Source organism: Fructilactobacillus sp. X7R4C1 (assembly GCF_059901115.1).
In genome coordinates this window covers 251,526-267,734 of sequence record NZ_JBWXVD010000001.1, presented here as the reverse complement: position 1 = coordinate 267,734, position 16,209 = coordinate 251,526, and the positions used below count along the sequence as shown (strand labels likewise).

18 protein-coding genes are annotated in these 16,209 nt (G+C 38.2%); 12 read left to right on the top strand and 6 right to left on the bottom strand.

Annotated features, from left to right (window positions below):
* Nucleotides 1–19: 19 nt before the first annotated feature.
* Nucleotides 20–1,147 (bottom strand): DUF3290 family protein, encoded by a 1,128-nt coding sequence (locus AC6UC9_RS01450; protein ID WP_500700910.1) that lies wholly within the window; start codon nucleotides 1,145–1,147, stop codon nucleotides 20–22.
* Between the two features lie 317 nt (nucleotides 1,148–1,464).
* Between AC6UC9_RS01450 and AC6UC9_RS01445 the strand changes: the two genes are divergently transcribed.
* The 5 genes from AC6UC9_RS01445 to AC6UC9_RS01425 all read left to right on the top strand — a co-directional run bounded on the left by AC6UC9_RS01445 (nucleotide 1,465) and on the right by AC6UC9_RS01425 (nucleotide 5,711).
* Entirely contained in the window at nucleotides 1,465–2,076 is a 612-nt protein-coding gene (locus AC6UC9_RS01445; RefSeq protein ID WP_500700909.1) for a hypothetical protein, read from the top strand.
* Nucleotides 2,073–3,272 carry a hypothetical protein gene (locus tag AC6UC9_RS01440; protein WP_500700908.1) on the top strand — a complete coding sequence of 400 codons (1,200 nt, stop codon included), beginning with the start codon at nucleotides 2,073–2,075 and terminating at the stop codon, nucleotides 3,270–3,272. The genes AC6UC9_RS01445 and AC6UC9_RS01440 overlap by 4 nt, the downstream gene beginning before the upstream one ends.
* A gap of 62 nt (nucleotides 3,273–3,334) precedes the next feature.
* A complete protein-coding gene (locus tag AC6UC9_RS01435; protein ID WP_500700907.1) occupies nucleotides 3,335–3,508 on the top strand; it encodes a hypothetical protein in 174 nt (57 codons plus the stop codon).
* Nucleotides 3,508–3,768: a hypothetical protein gene (locus AC6UC9_RS01430; RefSeq protein WP_500693356.1), complete on the top strand. Its 261-nt coding sequence runs from the start codon at nucleotides 3,508–3,510 to the stop codon at nucleotides 3,766–3,768. Before AC6UC9_RS01435 ends, AC6UC9_RS01430 begins: the two co-directional genes overlap by 1 nt.
* A 107-nt stretch (nucleotides 3,769–3,875) precedes the next feature.
* Nucleotides 3,876–5,711 (top strand): putative glycosyltransferase family protein, encoded by a 1,836-nt coding sequence (locus AC6UC9_RS01425; protein WP_500700906.1) that lies wholly within the window; start codon nucleotides 3,876–3,878, stop codon nucleotides 5,709–5,711.
* A 52-nt stretch (nucleotides 5,712–5,763) separates the two neighbouring features.
* Here AC6UC9_RS01425 and AC6UC9_RS01420 read toward each other — a convergent pair whose 3' ends face one another.
* Both AC6UC9_RS01420 and AC6UC9_RS01415 read right to left on the bottom strand, forming a co-directional pair.
* On the bottom strand, nucleotides 5,764–5,904 hold the full coding sequence (locus AC6UC9_RS01420) for a hypothetical protein (protein ID WP_500700905.1): 141 nt from the start codon (nucleotides 5,902–5,904) through the stop codon (nucleotides 5,764–5,766).
* Nucleotides 5,894–6,940: a zinc-binding alcohol dehydrogenase family protein gene (locus AC6UC9_RS01415; protein ID WP_500700904.1), complete on the bottom strand. Its 1,047-nt coding sequence runs from the start codon at nucleotides 6,938–6,940 to the stop codon at nucleotides 5,894–5,896. Before AC6UC9_RS01415 ends, AC6UC9_RS01420 begins: the two co-directional genes overlap by 11 nt.
* A gap of 131 nt (nucleotides 6,941–7,071) precedes the next feature.
* Between AC6UC9_RS01415 and AC6UC9_RS01410 the strand changes: the two genes are divergently transcribed.
* Nucleotides 7,072–7,569, top strand: coding sequence for a methylated-DNA--[protein]-cysteine S-methyltransferase (locus AC6UC9_RS01410; protein WP_500700903.1), 498 nt, complete (start codon nucleotides 7,072–7,074; stop codon nucleotides 7,567–7,569).
* A gap of 129 nt (nucleotides 7,570–7,698) precedes the next feature.
* A complete protein-coding gene (locus tag AC6UC9_RS01405; RefSeq protein ID WP_500700902.1) occupies nucleotides 7,699–8,457 on the top strand; it encodes a hypothetical protein in 759 nt (252 codons plus the stop codon).
* Between the two features lie 60 nt (nucleotides 8,458–8,517).
* Here the strand turns inward: AC6UC9_RS01405 and AC6UC9_RS01400 are convergent, their stop codons facing one another.
* Nucleotides 8,518–9,324: a hypothetical protein gene (locus tag AC6UC9_RS01400; RefSeq protein WP_500700901.1), complete on the bottom strand. Its 807-nt coding sequence runs from the start codon at nucleotides 9,322–9,324 to the stop codon at nucleotides 8,518–8,520.
* A gap of 68 nt (nucleotides 9,325–9,392) precedes the next feature.
* On the opposite strand from AC6UC9_RS01400, the gene AC6UC9_RS01395 reads away from it, so the two are divergent.
* From AC6UC9_RS01395 to AC6UC9_RS01375, 5 genes are all read left to right on the top strand, one after another.
* The gene (locus AC6UC9_RS01395) at nucleotides 9,393–9,524 is read left to right on the top strand and encodes a hypothetical protein (protein WP_500700900.1); all 132 of its coding nucleotides are present in this window, start codon (nucleotides 9,393–9,395) and stop codon (nucleotides 9,522–9,524) included.
* A gap of 12 nt (nucleotides 9,525–9,536) precedes the next feature.
* A complete protein-coding gene (locus tag AC6UC9_RS01390) occupies nucleotides 9,537–10,466 on the top strand; it encodes an AbiH family protein (protein WP_500700899.1) in 930 nt (309 codons plus the stop codon).
* 212 nt (nucleotides 10,467–10,678) lie between these two features.
* The gene (locus AC6UC9_RS01385; RefSeq protein WP_500700898.1) at nucleotides 10,679–12,193 is read left to right on the top strand and encodes an FGGY-family carbohydrate kinase; all 1,515 of its coding nucleotides are present in this window, start codon (nucleotides 10,679–10,681) and stop codon (nucleotides 12,191–12,193) included.
* A 134-nt stretch (nucleotides 12,194–12,327) separates the two neighbouring features.
* On the top strand, nucleotides 12,328–13,368 hold the full coding sequence (locus AC6UC9_RS01380; RefSeq protein WP_500700897.1) for a ketopantoate reductase family protein: 1,041 nt from the start codon (nucleotides 12,328–12,330) through the stop codon (nucleotides 13,366–13,368).
* A 158-nt stretch (nucleotides 13,369–13,526) separates the two neighbouring features.
* Entirely contained in the window at nucleotides 13,527–13,724 is a 198-nt protein-coding gene (locus tag AC6UC9_RS01375) for a hypothetical protein (protein ID WP_500700896.1), read from the top strand.
* 78 nt (nucleotides 13,725–13,802) lie between these two features.
* On the opposite strand, the gene AC6UC9_RS01370 is transcribed toward AC6UC9_RS01375, so the two are convergent.
* Complete coding sequence (locus tag AC6UC9_RS01370) at nucleotides 13,803–15,131, bottom strand: replication-associated recombination protein A (RefSeq protein WP_500700895.1); 1,329 nt, start codon at nucleotides 15,129–15,131, stop codon at nucleotides 13,803–13,805.
* 133 nt (nucleotides 15,132–15,264) lie between these two features.
* Nucleotides 15,265–16,209 carry an NmrA family NAD(P)-binding protein gene (locus AC6UC9_RS01365; protein ID WP_500700894.1) on the bottom strand — a complete coding sequence of 315 codons (945 nt, stop codon included), beginning with the start codon at nucleotides 16,207–16,209 and terminating at the stop codon, nucleotides 15,265–15,267.

Here is a 16,209-nt window from a genome sequence, read left to right as displayed (position 1 = left end):
AGGCTTATTTATTTACAATCTATTTAGTTTTCTTTAAACTATTCCTTTTCTTTGGATACAACACGAGGTCTAGATCACCCTTAGATCCAAATTGACCTAAGTAGACGTCCTGAATGGTGCATCCCTGTTTCTCACACATTTGTTCAACTTGATCGTCACTTAAGTTACGACGTTTAGCAACGTTTTCGTTTAGTTGACCATCGGTAATAATCGGGTAGTTCATGGTAGGTTCATCATTTAACGTTACGGTCAATTGGCCGTTTTCTTCAAGGGTGGCGTTTTTAACGTCCTTAAAGTCGTTAACCCCATGAGTTCTGAGTTTAAAAGCAAGCTGATTAGCAGTTAGACCGTTCCGCAATGCACGGTTGACGTTTACGACACCATTTAGAATCAGTATCTGCGGACTTCCGTTGATCAACTTATTCAGCGTGTTACTCGTTCCGGTCAAGAACTTACTTGCGAAGACGATGACGGACCAGATTAACAGGATAATGACAAATTGAATTGGAGTGATGTCTTGGTTGTAAATAACACCACCAATAATTCCACCAAGAATATAGTTTTGGAGTTGATCGACGGCGTTTGACGGAGCCAGGTTACCCTTACCAGAAAGGTTAATCTGTAAGACAATCATGATGAATCCAATCAGGAACTTCAAGAAGATGGTCCAATATTGAGAGTCACTACTACTCCACGTGAAGCCACCCTTGTTGATATGCTTGGGTTTAGATACTAGTTTTGTTGGGGTGACCGTGTAGTTGGTCATGTCAGTATTGAAGTGAACCACGTAGGCGTCTTTTCCCGCTTGAATCGTCATTCCATCAACCAGATTATTGCTACTAGCATACATCTGGTTTAGCGGAACTTTTTTCTGTTTACTGATGTTTTTCATGATTTGGACGGTCTGAGTAGTTTGACTATCAGCGTTTTTTTGCTGAAAGACTCGGCCCGTCTGCATCGCGATAATCAGTGCCCCTAACATCGTAACTAGGATGAATAGGCTTCGAAATCTTAGATTACTTCTATTTCGATAATAGAAGATCCCAGTTCCAATGATGACCAACGCAATCACAATGATTAAACCAATAAAGATGTAGTTGGTAAAATTGAAATTGTGGGAAATAAATGAATATGAATAAAGCTTCACTACTCTCACTCCAGTTCTGTATTAGTTATGTAACAATTATACTCAATTCAGGCGGTTTGTGTTTTATATTTAGCAAGAAATTAACTTTTATTTCTTAATATCCGTAATTTACTGTGAAAATCAGTGTATGCTATCTGTATATGTACTAAAATTGTATTAATTCAAAATCAGTGAAAGTGATATAATGACTTGTGCTATAATAGCTTTGTTATTAACGTGTTTATTAATCAAAATTAATATATACATTAATCGTATTATTAATTATAAGTAGGAGTGGTATTATCAAATATTCAAATACGCAGTGGTTTATATATAAAATGTCAGAAATTTTAGCCAATAAATTATTTGTACTTTCGGTACTATTAGTAGCATTTATTGTTTTAGTAATTGGCTATTTATTAGTTAGAAATAGTTCACATCACAATGAAACTGGAAATCATAGTTTGAATAACAATCACAAAAAAATGGGTATATGGTTACTTTTCGTAGGTATAGTATTTATTGGGATTTTCTTTGTTAGCTATAAATATGTTAAAAAAATTGCAGTTGATCCTAATGAGATTGAAAAAACTAATCAGGTTAATTTTGATGAAACAGGTACGATTAGTAGCATTAATCAATCAGATGATAATTATTTGTATGAAATTAAGGTTAACGGTAAACGCAAAAACCAAACAATTTATGTCTCAATGTTGGATAAACCAGTTAGCATGGACGTTCAACCGCCAATTCATCCTTTCAGTGGAACGATAATTACCCAACCCGTAATTAGTAATGCAACAGTGGGTAGTAAAGTTACTGTAAAATCATATAAGTACGATTTTAAGTATAAGAACCACACGAAATTTGTTCCTAACGATACTTACTCTAATAAACAGTTGAAATTATTAAATGAGAATTACGTAAATGGAGTTGTAACCGAAAAATGATAAAAGATTCAATTTATTTTTTAAAAAAACATGAATCTTCTTTGTATCTGTGTGCTCTGGTAGTCGGAATACTTTATGTGCTGATTAGCACCACTATGATAATTAAAATCCATCCAATTATTGGAAACATGGTACATGTATTACTATTAATTTTCGCCTTTTATATAGTTATCAAGATTTTTTTTATTGATAATTTTAAGCCAGTTTATTTAGCAGGTATTTTTATACTTTTAGTATTTTTGTTTATAAACGGACATTTAGCAAGAGACCAAAATTTATTGTATGTTATGGTTCTTTTGGTGGGTATGAAAGATATTCCACTTAAAAGTATTATTAAAACAGAAATGATAGTAAGTATATGTGTTCTTTGTGTAATTATTATGTTTTCATTATTTGGTATTCTTCCAAATCTGCAATTTCCAAGAAACGGATTAGTTCGGAATAGTTTGGGGTTTATTTATCCTTTATTATTATCTTCAACAGTTTTTTTCTTGAATGTCGCATGGGCAAGTTATTTAGTGACTAACAAAATATCGTTCAAAAATAAGCTGATTAATGTACTAGTAATGGCATGTGGGACGATTGCCATCTATTTGATTACTGATTCCAGAACTGATTTGTTGCTTAATATAGCAATAGTTGTCGTAATCTTACTTTCATGTTTTTCCATTAACTTAAGAAATCGATACACGAAGATACTGGCGGAACTGACGCCGCTCTTGATTGCTTTCTGGACGTTGATATCTATGATTTTTTATAAAGATGATAGTATTTGGTTAACTTTAAATAAGTTATTTAGTAATCGATTGTCTTTGGTTCACGAGGCTTATCAAAAGTATGTGCCAGGAATGTTTGGCCAGTTCATTAAACAACGTGGAAATGGTGGACAAGTTCATGAGGTGCTTCATTATTTCTATATAGATTCTAGTTTTTCAAGAGTGTTATTTATGGACGGCTATATTGTCTTTGTGATATTAATGATTTTAATTACTATAGGTCTTGCACATTTAGTGTCTAAAGATAGTGACGTTTCTGCATATTTAGCTATGATTGTCATTATTACTCTAATCGAAGGAGTCTTTACTGACCATATGTTTTACGCTAATAATGTAGCTTTATTTATTATCGGTGGTCAAGTTATGGAACTAATAAGTCAACATAATCATAATAAAAATCGTTTAAAGAATGATATATAAAGATTATTGAAGTGTTTTGTAATTACTAGATTGAATGCTAGCAGTTACAAAGCGCTTTTTTTGTGAGTAAATTTGTTTCAAGCATGCTTAATCGGATTGAAAATGATAAAATAGTGCAAACGAAACAACAGGATAATTTATTTAAAGCGGCCCAAAATTCAGCAATCTTTAACGCATGGACGACTGATCATCACGATTTTGATACCAAAACGGGAAAATTAAAGGAGTCTTTTTAATGGAGTCAAAAAGTAAAGAGGAAGCACTAAACAAAAAGATTAAGAATCTGCATAACTTTGCGAACTGGGGGCTAACGCCACTGGTTGTGATCTTTATCGTGGTTTACTTTTTAACTAAACCAACCTCAATCTGGACGATTTTATTGGCGTTACTAGTGGTCTTTACGACGTTTATCGTCTGTGTAATGGCGCTAGTATACATTCACCAGAAGAAGAAACTCCAAAAGGAAGCCAACCAACAGAATTCTGATCAAAAATAACGAGATAATGGCGGTACGATAGGTAACCGTCTTTTTTTGTGGCAATTAATTAGTGTATAATTGATGATAATTAAGAAGTTAATCACAATTACTTATAAGAGGAAATCATGAAGAAGAATAAATATGCTAAAACGACGCTAGCGGTTCTTTTAATTTTGTTAGCGGCCCTTTTCTTGGTTGGAATTCAGTACTTTTCACACAGTATCCTACTGGGAAATGACTCGCTCTTTCATTTTAATCGCATTTATGACGTTGAAAGACAGCTTCAGACTGGCAACTTCAACTATTTCATGACTAACTATGGCTTCAATCAAACCGGACGGATCGTCAACGCGGTCTATGGACCTTACATGGCATTTATCTTAGGCGTAGTTTTGCTAGCGACTAAGAGTTGGTTTAGCTTCCAGCTGGTAACGAGTTTTGTTCTGTATGTCATTGCCGGACTGGGTTCGTATGGCTTGCTTCGCCGGGTCAAGGTCAATCGTTTTTTTGCCACGGCTGGCGCCATTATTTATTTGTCACAGAACTTCATTACCGGTTGGCAGACTGATGCCCAGTTCCTAGCTTGGGGTGCAGCCGTCCTGCCGTTTGCGGTGATAGTGGCTCTTGATTTGCTGGATGGTTCACCGAAGAAAATCCACGTGACATTAGCGTTAGTCGTTGCGATTTTACTTGAGATGCACATCCTGAGTGCCTTGTTTACGGTCATTATGTTAGTCCCGTTTGCGGTTGTTGGCCTTTGGCGTTCCCGAGCTAAGTGGCAGTATCTAGGGAAGATTGCGTTGAACGTGCTCTTAACGTTGATTTTGGCTGGAAACTACTTCGTGGGCTTCTTGAACATTTTCGGGAAAAACGAACTCATGCCACCATTTATGATGAAAGACATGAGTACGTATTCGGCTAATTTTAATTTTTATAATAACTTACCTAATGAAGTTGGAATCGTGCTGATACTGATTTGTGTCTTTCAGTTGGGATACATGATTATTGCCAAAAAAAAGAATCTGACTAACATCGTGGTCACGATTGTGGGTGGTTTGTTTCTTATAGTGTCATCGGCGATTCTCCCTTGGAACGCAATGGGTGAGAAGTGGACCTACATGCAGAACTTCATCCAGTTCCCATACCGTTTCTTTCCGTATGCGGCAATTTTGTTGATGGTGGGCTTCTTCATGTCACTTAGTCAGATTAGTCGTGATTGGTACGAAAAAATCAGCGCATCGCACGGCGATATTCGTTACAACTACATGAAGATTTTTATGGGAATCGTGGTATCCGTCATGGCGGTTGTTGCCCTCTGGTTTGCATACTCAAACGTTCAGTATGGCGTCGATGTTTGGCATAACCCGACGAGTTCCCCGATTAAACGCAATATGATTCGTGCCCTTCCAAACGTGGAGACGCCACGCAAGTACCTGCCACCTGCTAAAAGTCCATTTAAGAAGGATTTGAGCGTGAAACAGGTTCGCTTAGACTTTATAAGTGGCAACCTTGATAAGCCATTGCGCGACGTTTCTGAGTCAAACGGGGACTACTTGCCAAATGATTCTGGTAATCCCAACTTTAATTCGGTTGGATCGCAGTACCATGCTGATGTCATGAATAATCATGGTTTTAAAAAACAAGTGGACCATAATGGTGATTTAACCGTTAAGTGGAACACTGATACCAGTCAGACGAAGAATGATTATCGAACCGTTCCGGTAATTTTGTACCATAGTTCGACGGTTAAACTGAATGGGGCCAAACTTAGTCGTAATCAATATCGCGTTTCCGATATTGGAGCAGCAATGGTTAAAGAAAAAGCTGGTCAGAATCAGTTGACGGTTGGATACCAAAAGCCAGCACATTTCATGGCAGTGGTTGCTCTGTCGGTATTGGCATGGATTGTGACGGTCGGATGTGTGATTGTTAGGGGAATTTATAAGAGGATTAAAAAATAATAGACATACAAAAAGGATTGAGCCGTTGAAAAAAGTTCAATCCTTTTTAATGTTAAAGATTATTCCAGTTAATTCCTTTACTAATATCAGAATAGTGATTGGGATTCTGGTCTTTTTGTCCCTCAAGTGCCTCTTTGATTTGACCATTCTTTTTTAGTTCTTCGGTTTCCTTTGTGGCACTATTATTTTTCATTTTCATCATTAGCAACCACGACTTTGCCAATCATTTGTTTACTTTCGACTAATTTGGTAGCTTTTCGTAAGTTTTCGGCATTGATGGAACCAAATTGCTTGGTCATGGTGCTGACCAGATTACCCTCATCAAGCATGATACTAATCTTATCCAAAATTTCATGTTGGGTACTCATGTCAGGAGTATGGAATTCAGACTTGGTGAACATGTATTCCCAGGCGAAGCGAGCACGTTTTTCCTTTAACTTACTCATGTCGAGTGACTTACCCGAGCCGGTGATTGAAACGATCGTGCCAGATGGGGCAATTAACTCACAGATTTCGTCCCAATAAGCGTCAATGTTACGTAAATCTAAGATGTAGTCAACGTAATTAAAGCCCTGGTCGTGAATCTTTGAAACGATGTCATCGTGGTAGTCAACGACGATGTCGGCGCCGTGATCGAGTTCCCACTGTTTCGTCTCATCTTTTCCGGCAGTGGCAATGACTTTGAGGTTAGCGCGGTGAGCCAATTGGGTCGCAATTGAACCAACTCCACCAGCACCATTGATGATTAAGATTGATTTATTGTGGTTCTGTTCGTCACGGTCGTAAAAATCAATGTTCATCTGTTCGAACATGGCCTCCCACGCCGTCAGGCTAGTGAGTGGCATGGCGGCAGCGTGAGCATTGTCTAACTTCTTCGGGGCAATGCCAACGATGCGTTCGTCAACCACCTGATACTCACTATCGCTACCTGGACGAACGTGTGAACCGGCGTAGAAGACGCGGTCACCAACACTGAAACGATTGGTCTTAGAACCGACTGCCTCAACGATTCCAACGGCATCCCATCCGATAATTTTCGGTTCTTTTAGTGGCTCTTTTTGAGCTTCACGGGTGAAAACGTCCACGGGGTTAACCGAAACGGCAGCCACTTTTACTAACAGGTCGTGTGGTTCCGGTTTGGGCACTTCGGTGGTGAAATCAAACAGACTCTTGGGGTCATCAATTGGTAGATATTTTGTGTAACCAACGGCATTCATTTCTTTAGTCATAAGCGTTCTCCTTTTTCGTATTCTACCCCTAGGATACCACGCAGACGGCGATAATTGTTTCCCTGGAGTTAGGTTACCATCACATTTTATGATAAAATGATGATATGGAAAGAGTGGGATGAGGTAAAAAAATGCAAAGATTGTATTGGGATTCCGTTCATGTTAACGGGGATAAAGTCTTCTTCACGATTGACGATCATGGATTGAATTTCGTAAGCAGTCCAGGTCAAGAAGTGTCTCAACTGCTTGATTTTTATACGAATGATCATTTTGAGTACGCCAAAAATAGTGAGCAGAGCTTGCAGTATCGTAAAACAATTAAAAACTATTTGCGAGGTAAGTCAACCAGTCTTGATTTGCCAACTGATTTTATGGGGTACGGTTCTGATGAAGACCGGTTGGTTTGGAACGAAATTGCCCAGATCCCGTTTGGTGAATTAGTTACGGTTTCCGATCTGGCAGACCGTTCTGGTGTTAGTCAGGATAAAGTGGAGGCTGCCATTTCAAGAAGTCCCATCTGGATCGTGTTGCCACTTCACCGGGTAACGGATCGAAACGGACGTTATCCATACCGGACAAACGAAATGACCCGTGATTTCTTGGTAAATCTTGAGCATCCTAAAAAGTAAATAATGAAATCGAGATTTCAGTCGTGAAGTCTCTTTTGTTTTCGATAAATTGATGTGAAATGACTTTTGTAAAAATGTGTGATGTTGTATAGTCATAATCACAATCAATTAATGAATGGAGTATTTAAAATGAAACATATTATTAAGGCAGATAACGGGCGAGTGTTTAAACGATTGGTAGCGACGGGAGTCAACGATAACAGTAATCAGTTTGATTTCAACAAGGTCAGACCGATTCCGCAACAAATTAGGGACGTAATCGTCGATAATTATTTGTCAAACGCTGCGATTGGGGTGTATATGGTTAACGTTGACTTTAACCGGGATGACATTCCGTCGACGGTGGAGGCTCTTGCGGCTGATATGAATCACAATGGGGACGAATTTTACGACCACGTCCAGCGGGACCAGCAGAAGTTCCTTTCAACTTTCATGGAGGTCTACGGTCAATTTGAGCAACCCATGGATGACAAGATGAAAGAGGCCACCATTGCTTCGCTTCAACGTGGTTACATTGGGGCTAAAAAGTATTTGATTAAGGACAATATTGACTTAGAGGTCTTTCAACCATATGATCCAGAGAAAATTTTGCAACCAGACTTAAGGGAGGGTTTTCAAGGGATTGACTTGAACGTGCTCGCTTGGTTGTCTAAACAGGGTGAGATGTTGATTAATAACTACATTGCCTTTCAGGCTTTTAATCAGGAAGACTGGACCAACGAGAACTGGCGTATTACCGAGAATGCGTTTGATACTGAGATTGATAAAAAAGAAAATACCATTACGTTTCACACTTACGAAATTGTCGGCTTAACTGATTTGTTTGAGACCTTGTTGATTAAGTCGGATGCACAGGCGGATGATGTGAAGTATATGTATGAGTTGTAGGATGTAAAATTTTAATTATTGTTCTTAATATTAAAAAAACACCAAATATGTTTGGTGTTTTTATTTCATAATTGTATAGTAAGAAGTATTTATATCAGTGTTATCTGATAAATAATTATAATAGTCAAATGCTGTCCAATTATTGTAATTATTTTCTATGGACGTAGGAAAACCAACTTTATGTTCATTCGAACTCTCATAATTGTAAATAATTTTATTTACCTTATTAGCGTTTGATAGGTATTTAATTTCTAATTTAAGAAGAGTAAGGTCATTGTCTTTCATTTGATTTTCCATACTATTGTAATTTGCATTAGGTACAAGGAAATCTTTAGGAATTAAGAAGACACTACTATATGATTTTATAAAGGGGATTATATAATTTTCTTTAATTATTTTGTAATCATGTTTTTTAGATTTATAAATCATTTTTATTTCACAGGAAGCGGCATTGTTAGAGGAATTGTTAAGTAATTGTACACCGTTTGTGAGAATCTTATTTGGACTATAAAGCCACTTCTTAAATGATTTTTTGTTTGCTGCATCAGTAGTATCTGAATAAACTGTTTGGCCACTCCTTAGGCCCATTATAGGATTTATGTAAAACATTGCCAGACTATTTTCAATTTGTCTATTATCGTCAATTTTCTTTTGTCTGTTAACTTGCCAAAAGATTCCACATATAGCAATTATAGCTCCGTAATAAGCACCTAATAATCCAAGCCATCCATCTGTGGTTCCTGTACTCCAACCAAGATATTTTTTTGAAATTTGCGTCCATATAAAAATTAATAATATAGGAACAATAGATAATAGAATGATTATAATAATGTTGATTTTTGAATGATGTTTTAATTCTTTATTCATATTTGGTCTCCATTATTTGTGATTTTTCTTATATTATACTTATTTTATCAATAATTAGGAGACTTTAGATGAGAAATTTTAATAAAAAAGAGAATGAAAAAAATGTATTATATTTTGTTGGGAATGGTTTAGACATTGGAACAGGATTAAACACTACACTTTTTGATTGGTCAGAATACACTAGAAAAAATTATCAATGACTCTATGATAAATTGTTTAATTTATATGTACTTAATAAGCCTGAAGTAAAGACAAAGATAAAAAATGAACATCCAGAGGACTACAAGAAGATTTTTGATGTAAAAAATGATAATGCGTCATTTTATTACTCTATTGAAGCTCTTAAAGATAATGACGGAGATTATCCTGATTATATAAAAAAATTAGCTAATAATGTTCTATGGAGTAGGTTTGAAGAAGCATTAAATTATCCATATTTTCATGTTGATCGCGGACAATTTCCGATGCCATCTTTAAGTAATGATTCTCCTGGTTCTCTTGTTTCTCAGATGAATAATAGTATTAGTGAATGGGTAGCTAAAGTTAATAATGATCTTACTAGTGCAAATAAAAATAATAATTATGATTTTATTTTAAATAAATATTCAAATTATTCATGTGTGTATTTAAATTTAAATTATACTGATACATTAGAATCAATATATAATATTCCCAATGGAAATGTTTTTCATATTCATGGTCATGCTAATGAGTCTGATAAAAAATTATCTCCACAAATCGGTCATACAAATGATGTTTCATTAAAAGATAAGATAAAAAAGGATTTTAAAAATGCTCCTATGATTGAGGAAGATGGATATTTATATGAGACCTCAACTGCACAATCATTTAATAAATTTAATCAAAGTACCATTAAACCTACAGCTGATGATTATGCAAAATTTAAGACTTTTTTAGAGAATAAATATATCAAAAAATTAGATAAAATTGTAGTTTTGGGTTCTTCATATGGGATTGTAGACATGCAATATTTTAAGTTTTTGTTAGATGATGGATTAATTAATAAAAGTACACAATGGGATCTTTATTATCACAGTGATAATGATAAACAACGTGCTATTAGTAATTTAATTGAACCCTTCAATTTAAACTGTGATAATTGTTCATTATACCAACTTTAAAAGTCTTATTAGATAGATTAAAGGTTAACAATTAGTAAAAAAACGAATTATGTAATTATTATAAAATATACGAAATTTATTTAAGGAATAAGATGACTATTTTCGCGTCTCTTTTTACTCTATTCTATGTTCACTCATTAACAAATTACACCCAATAAGCTAAACTTAAGTCATAAAAAATACTTCACTTTATTTCTCAAAGGAGACTTCCCATGACCCAATACATTTTAGGAATTGACATCGGTACCTCAAGCACCAAAGCCATCTTGATGACGACTACGGGTGAAATTATTGCTCAAGACAAAGCTTCATATCAGTTAGAAACACCACATCCAGAATGGGCACAAGAGAATGCTGACGACTGGCTTCGGGCAGTGATGTCCTTGATTAAAAACTTAGCCCAAAAAGTCGATAGTACCCACATCATTGGTATTGGCATCGACGGTCTCTACGGTGGTTCTGGAGTTCCAATTGACAAAAGTGGTCAACCACTCGGTCCCGCGTTAATTTGGATGGATCGTCGGGCCACAAAAGAAACTGAAGAAGCGCTAAAGCTCGTTAGTAAGTCCGAACTGATGGACATCACTGGTAACTTGGCTGATCCGTACTACGGCTACACTAAAATTATGTGGTTGAAACAAAACGAGCCAGAATTGTACCGCGATACCTATCAATTTTTGCCACCTGAATCGTACGTCATTTATAAATTAACGGGGAATATCAGCATTAATTACTCTGCGGCCGGTAACTTAGCGGGGATTTTTAACATTAATGATGATGAGTGGTCACATGAGCTGGCCACTAAATTAGGCATTGATTTAAATAAATTACCACAAAAGATGATTGCTAGCACGGATGTCGCCGGTCAAGTCACTGACGAGTGGGCGCAAAAACTGGGCATCAAAGCTGGAACACCAATCTTTAATACTGGGGTTGACGTTGGACCAGCAACGGTCGGAACGGGAGTGCTTGGTACCGGTCGCATGACGATTGCGTTAGGAACGTCAATGAATGCGGCACTTGTGACCGACAAGCCACTTAAAGATGATAATCTGATTATTTGGCCTTATGCTTACAAACCAAAAGAATATTACTATAACTTTGCCGGGGCTAACACGGCTGGCGCGGTAATTGCTTGGTTCACCCGTGAATTCGCTCAGGAAGTTGATAATAATAACAGTACGAAAATGCTGGATGAAGAGAGTGAGCAAGTTCCCGTTGGTAGTAATGGCTTGATTGTTTTACCGTACTTTATGGGAGAACGCAGTCCGGTCTGGGATTCCAACGTTCGTGGAACCATCTTTGGGATTTCGATGACGACGAAGCGTTATGAGTTATTTAAGGCTTTTCAGGAGGCCATTGCCTATTCCGTTCGTCAGAGTATTGAACAGTTTGGTGATCACATTGGCGACTCGTTTACTCTAGTTGGTGGTGTTAGCAATTCTAAAAAAATGGTCCAGGTCATTGCGGACGTGACGGGTAAAACCGTCAAAACGACTGATTCTGGTGGTGAAGCCGACCTTGGAAGTGCCATTCTGGCTGGAATTGGCTTGAAGCAAATTCAACCGCAAGCAGTCCAAAAGTGGGTCAAAATTAATGAAAAGATTGAGCCCAATCCAGAAAGACACGAAGAGTATAACAAGTACTATGAGTTGTATCGTTTGGCGTATATGGATACGAAGGGCTTTTATAAGAAGTATAGTGAGTTGGTTGAAAAACAAAACTAATATAATGTGAGTGCTAACTATTTAAGTGGTTTAGCACTTTTTATAAGCCCTCGTTTTTGACATTCCCACTTCACAGCGACATACTTCTCCATGTATTCCAAAGTATTCCAAAAAAAGAAAGAAGTATGGTAATAATGAAAATTGCAGTCTACGGCGCTGGTTCACTTGGGACCATTATTGGTGCATATCTCACCAAAGCATACGGTAAAGGCAACGTGGATTTGATTGCCAACAATCCCCAGCACATTAAGGATATAAACGAACAAGGTGCCACGGTTACTGGTACGGCTGACTTTACTGTTCCTGTCACTGCCAAGACTCCGGATGAATTAAAATCGAACGAGTATGATCTCGTTTTACTTTTGACCAAGCAGACTCATAATGATGAAGTTCTCCCGAAAGTTAAAGACGTGTTGAAACCAAATGGGACTTTGGTTTCGCTTCAAAACGGGGTCCCAGAAATTGCGATTTCAAAGGTCATTGATCCCGCAAATATCGTTGCTGGTTCCGTTGAATTTGGTGGAACCCAACTTAACCACACGGAGTCGGAATTGACCACGGCACTTCCAGCCTTTGAAAATGCGGCGTTTCAGATTGGTGAACTTGATGGAAAAGACACCGACCGCATTAAGAAGGTCAAAGACGTGTTGAGTCACGTTGGTGGCACCGCCATTTCCGATAACTTACTTGGAACCAAATGGTCTAAACTTTTGGTTAACTCATCATTTAGTGGGTTATCAGCCGCAAGTGATGCTACGTTTGGCCAGGTTGCTGATAGTGAGGTTGGCTTAAAGAGTGCGCTAAATATCGTAAGTGAAAGATTAAAGGTCGGTCATGCTGACGGTGTGAAATTTGCCAAAATGGGAAATCATGACCTCAGTTCACTTACTAGTGAACATCCCAATGATGAACCAGCACAGTTGGCCTACCTGAAGTCCGCGATGAACAACAGTAAGAATCTAAAGGCCAGTATGCTACAAGATTTGGAGAAGGGCAGAAAGACTGAGGTTGATGACATTAATGGGGTGATCTCCGAGACGGGCAAGAAATATGGAATCAAGACTCCATTCAACGATTTGGTTATTAAGATTGTTGGAAACGCTCAAGATACAGGTAAATTGCCGAAGTTTGATGATACCATGGACCAGTTTCAACAATTACTTGATAACAAATAGGAATTATTCTAATGAGGCTTCTTACATTACGTTATAATTATTTGTTGTTTGCTTTTGAAATATGTAATATTATGAATCTCTAAATGAACTTTTAGAGGTTCATTTTTTGTGTTTAAATATAAAGTGTATGAATTAATCGTATCTTAGAAAGGCGAAAAATGACTGTTGCAATATCAATCTTTATTTTTTTGTTTCTGGTCTGGCTACTGTTTGAGTTTATCAGCAGTGCCGCTTGTGGTTGTCTTTTGTTGATGTTTCTATTAGCCGTTACGATTGGTTTGTTTGCGGCTAATTTCTGGATTCTCGGACTGATTATGTTGGTATTAGTTGTATTTGGAGCGTTATTTAATTATTAGTGTCGTCGATTTTTCTTAAAATTACAGTAAATTAAAATTGTCAGCTCTGATTAAACATCGGGCTGGCAATTTTTTGGCTTAATTTTTATTATCATGTTGTTCATGCCACTTCTTGATTTGTTCCAAGCGTTCCTTGAACCGGATCTCATGGCCTTCACTCGTGGGTTTGTAGTAGACGTGGCCTTCAACTGATGGTGGCATCGCTTTCATCGTCGTTAGTTTGTCTTGATAGTTATGCGCGAGTTCGTATCCCTTTCCGTAGCCCAAGTTTTTCATTAACTTAGTGGGAGCGTTTCTGATTTGCAGTGGAACGGGATCATCAGCAGTTTCCTGGACGTCTTTCTTGGCCGCCAGTCGGGCTTTATAAAGGGCATTTGATTTTGGTGCGAGTGAGAGGTACGTAACGGCCTCTACGAGGTGGACGTCACACTCGGGCATTCCTAGAAACTGACAGGCCTGAAACACGTTAATGGCAACGTTTAAAGCATTCGTGTCAGCTAAACCAACGTCTTCACTGGCAAACCGCACCAGTCGTCTCGCAATGTAAAGCGGGTCTTCTCCACCATCTAGCATACGGGAAAGCCAGTAAATGGCGGCGTCAACGTCACTATTACGCATCGATTTATGCAAAGCTGAGATAATGTTATAGTGTTCCTCGCCATTTTTGTCGTACAGCACAAACTTGTTACCAATCAGTTGTTTCAGACCATCTAACGTTATTTTAGTGACACCGTCTTTTTTGTCACCGTTGAGGACGGCCATTTCCAGGATGTTTAATGCTTTACGGGCGTCACCGTTAGCAAAATTAGCAATCTCGTTAATTTCATCCTGGCCGATTTTGATGTTTTGCTTGCCAAAGCCATCCGGATTCTTTAAGGCATTGTTTAAAAGCGTCACCACGTCGGACGGTTTTAAGGCGTGCAGGACAAAGACCTTACAGCGTGATAGTAACGCCGAATTGACTTCAAACGACGGATTCTCGGTGGTGGCTCCAATCAAGATGATGCTACCCTGTTCGACGTAGGGTAAAAAGGCGTCCTGTTGGGCTTTGTTAAAACGGTGAATTTCGTCGACAAAGACAATCGTTTTTTGCCCAATTTGCTGATCCTGTTCGGCCTGACGCATGATTTTTTTAATTTTGCTGATGCTGCTGTCGGCCGCACTAAAACTATAAAAGTTTGATTGCGTTTTTCTGGCGATAATTTCGGCCAAAGTGGTTTTACCAACCCCAGGTGGTCCCCAGAAAATCATGGAAGAAACCTGGTCGTTTTCAATTAGTTCTCTTAAAATTTTTCCTGCTCCAAGAAGATTTTGCTGTCCCACAAATTGGTCTAAAGTCTTGGGACGAACCCGACTGGCCAAGGGGACGTTTTGATCTTGATTGTTAAAGAGTGATTCTTGCCGCATGGTTACTCACTTCGATTCTGCTAGAAAGTTTAGTAGTTAATTAAGTTTAAGTTAATACACTTGGGGAAATCATGCAATCAATGGGTTTAAAAAAGCTCTCTGACTAAAATTTTAATCAAAGAACTTCTTTTGCTTAGATTTCGTATGATGGTTTAGTGGATAATAAATCTTTAACCTGTTCATCAAGGGTTGGTAATGGTCTACCAATGACCTGCGGCAGGTCCGGATCGTTGTCAGTATTGTTTGCCAAGATTTCTTGATGAGTCATGCCAAATTTGACGGCCTGTTCGTCGATGTTTTCATCTAAGACCCCGGCCCTGATCATGTCTTGAACGCCGACCATGAAATTAATTGAACTCTTATCATAGCCGCGTTTTGCTAAAGCTTGGCGGTAGTTGTCATCGTTTAACAAGTTAACCTTAAAGTCCCTGTTGGTGTTGGCAATGACTGAGGCTGCTAAGTCAGCGTAGGTATGTTCGTTTCCATAGAACTCATAGACTTCCTTGGTCTTTTCGTCGCTTTCCATGACCTTGGCCGCCGCAAACGCGTAGTATTTCTCTTCGGCCCAGCCAACTTTGCCGTCACCAGCGGAGAAGATAAAAGCCGCTCCCTTAGCGGAACGTTTGATGAGGTCGAGATCGTTTTCTAGGTACCAGTTGTTTCTAAGAAAGGAATGGTTGATGCCAGTTGCCTCAATTAATTTTTCGGTCTTGGCGTGGTCCTCTGCCAGTGGCACCTTGGCGATGTCAGCGTGAGGGAAGCTCGTATAAGCGATAAACTTGACCTTAGCTTTGACGGCGGCGTTGACCACGTTTTCGTGTTGGACGTAGCGGGGATGTTCTGGATCAGGTTGTGATGAGACAAACAGGAGCTTGTCAATTCCACTAAGGGCCTGATTCAGACTTTCAGTGTCATTGTAGTCACCCTTTCTGATTTCAACTCCAGCAGGATACATCTTTTTGGCTTTTTCCGTGTTTCTAGCGATTACGACGATGTCTTCGACAGGGACCAATCGAATCAAGCCCAAAATAGCACGTTCACCGAAACGACCCGTTCCGGCAGTAACTCCATATTTCAT

Excerpts from the sequence above, each read along its gene's own strand:
- AC6UC9_RS01445 (WP_500700909.1), top strand. The coding sequence starts at position 1,465 with ATGTCAGAAATTTTAGCCAATAAATTATTTGTACTTTCGGTACTATTA.
- AC6UC9_RS01440 (WP_500700908.1), top strand. The coding sequence starts at position 2,073 with ATGATAAAAGATTCAATTTATTTTTTAAAAAAACATGAATCTTCTTTG.
- AC6UC9_RS01430 (WP_500693356.1), top strand. The coding sequence starts at position 3,508 with ATGGAGTCAAAAAGTAAAGAGGAAGCACTAAACAAAAAGATTAAGAAT.
- AC6UC9_RS01425 (WP_500700906.1), top strand. The coding sequence starts at position 3,876 with ATGAAGAAGAATAAATATGCTAAAACGACGCTAGCGGTTCTTTTAATT.
- AC6UC9_RS01420 (WP_500700905.1), bottom strand. The coding sequence starts at position 5,904 with ATGAAAAATAATAGTGCCACAAAGGAAACCGAAGAACTAAAAAAGAAT.
- AC6UC9_RS01415 (WP_500700904.1), bottom strand. The coding sequence starts at position 6,940 with ATGACTAAAGAAATGAATGCCGTTGGTTACACAAAATATCTACCAATT.
- AC6UC9_RS01410 (WP_500700903.1), top strand. The coding sequence starts at position 7,072 with ATGCAAAGATTGTATTGGGATTCCGTTCATGTTAACGGGGATAAAGTC.
- AC6UC9_RS01405 (WP_500700902.1), top strand. The coding sequence starts at position 7,699 with ATGAAACATATTATTAAGGCAGATAACGGGCGAGTGTTTAAACGATTG.
- AC6UC9_RS01400 (WP_500700901.1), bottom strand. The coding sequence starts at position 9,324 with ATGAATAAAGAATTAAAACATCATTCAAAAATCAACATTATTATAATC.
- AC6UC9_RS01395 (WP_500700900.1), top strand. The coding sequence starts at position 9,393 with ATGAGAAATTTTAATAAAAAAGAGAATGAAAAAAATGTATTATATTTT.
- AC6UC9_RS01385 (WP_500700898.1), top strand. The coding sequence starts at position 10,679 with ATGACCCAATACATTTTAGGAATTGACATCGGTACCTCAAGCACCAAA.
- AC6UC9_RS01380 (WP_500700897.1), top strand. The coding sequence starts at position 12,328 with ATGAAAATTGCAGTCTACGGCGCTGGTTCACTTGGGACCATTATTGGT.
- AC6UC9_RS01375 (WP_500700896.1), top strand. The coding sequence starts at position 13,527 with ATGACTGTTGCAATATCAATCTTTATTTTTTTGTTTCTGGTCTGGCTA.
- AC6UC9_RS01370 (WP_500700895.1), bottom strand. The coding sequence starts at position 15,131 with ATGCGGCAAGAATCACTCTTTAACAATCAAGATCAAAACGTCCCCTTG.
- AC6UC9_RS01365 (WP_500700894.1), bottom strand. The coding sequence starts at position 16,209 with ATGAAATATGGAGTTACTGCCGGAACGGGTCGTTTCGGTGAACGTGCT.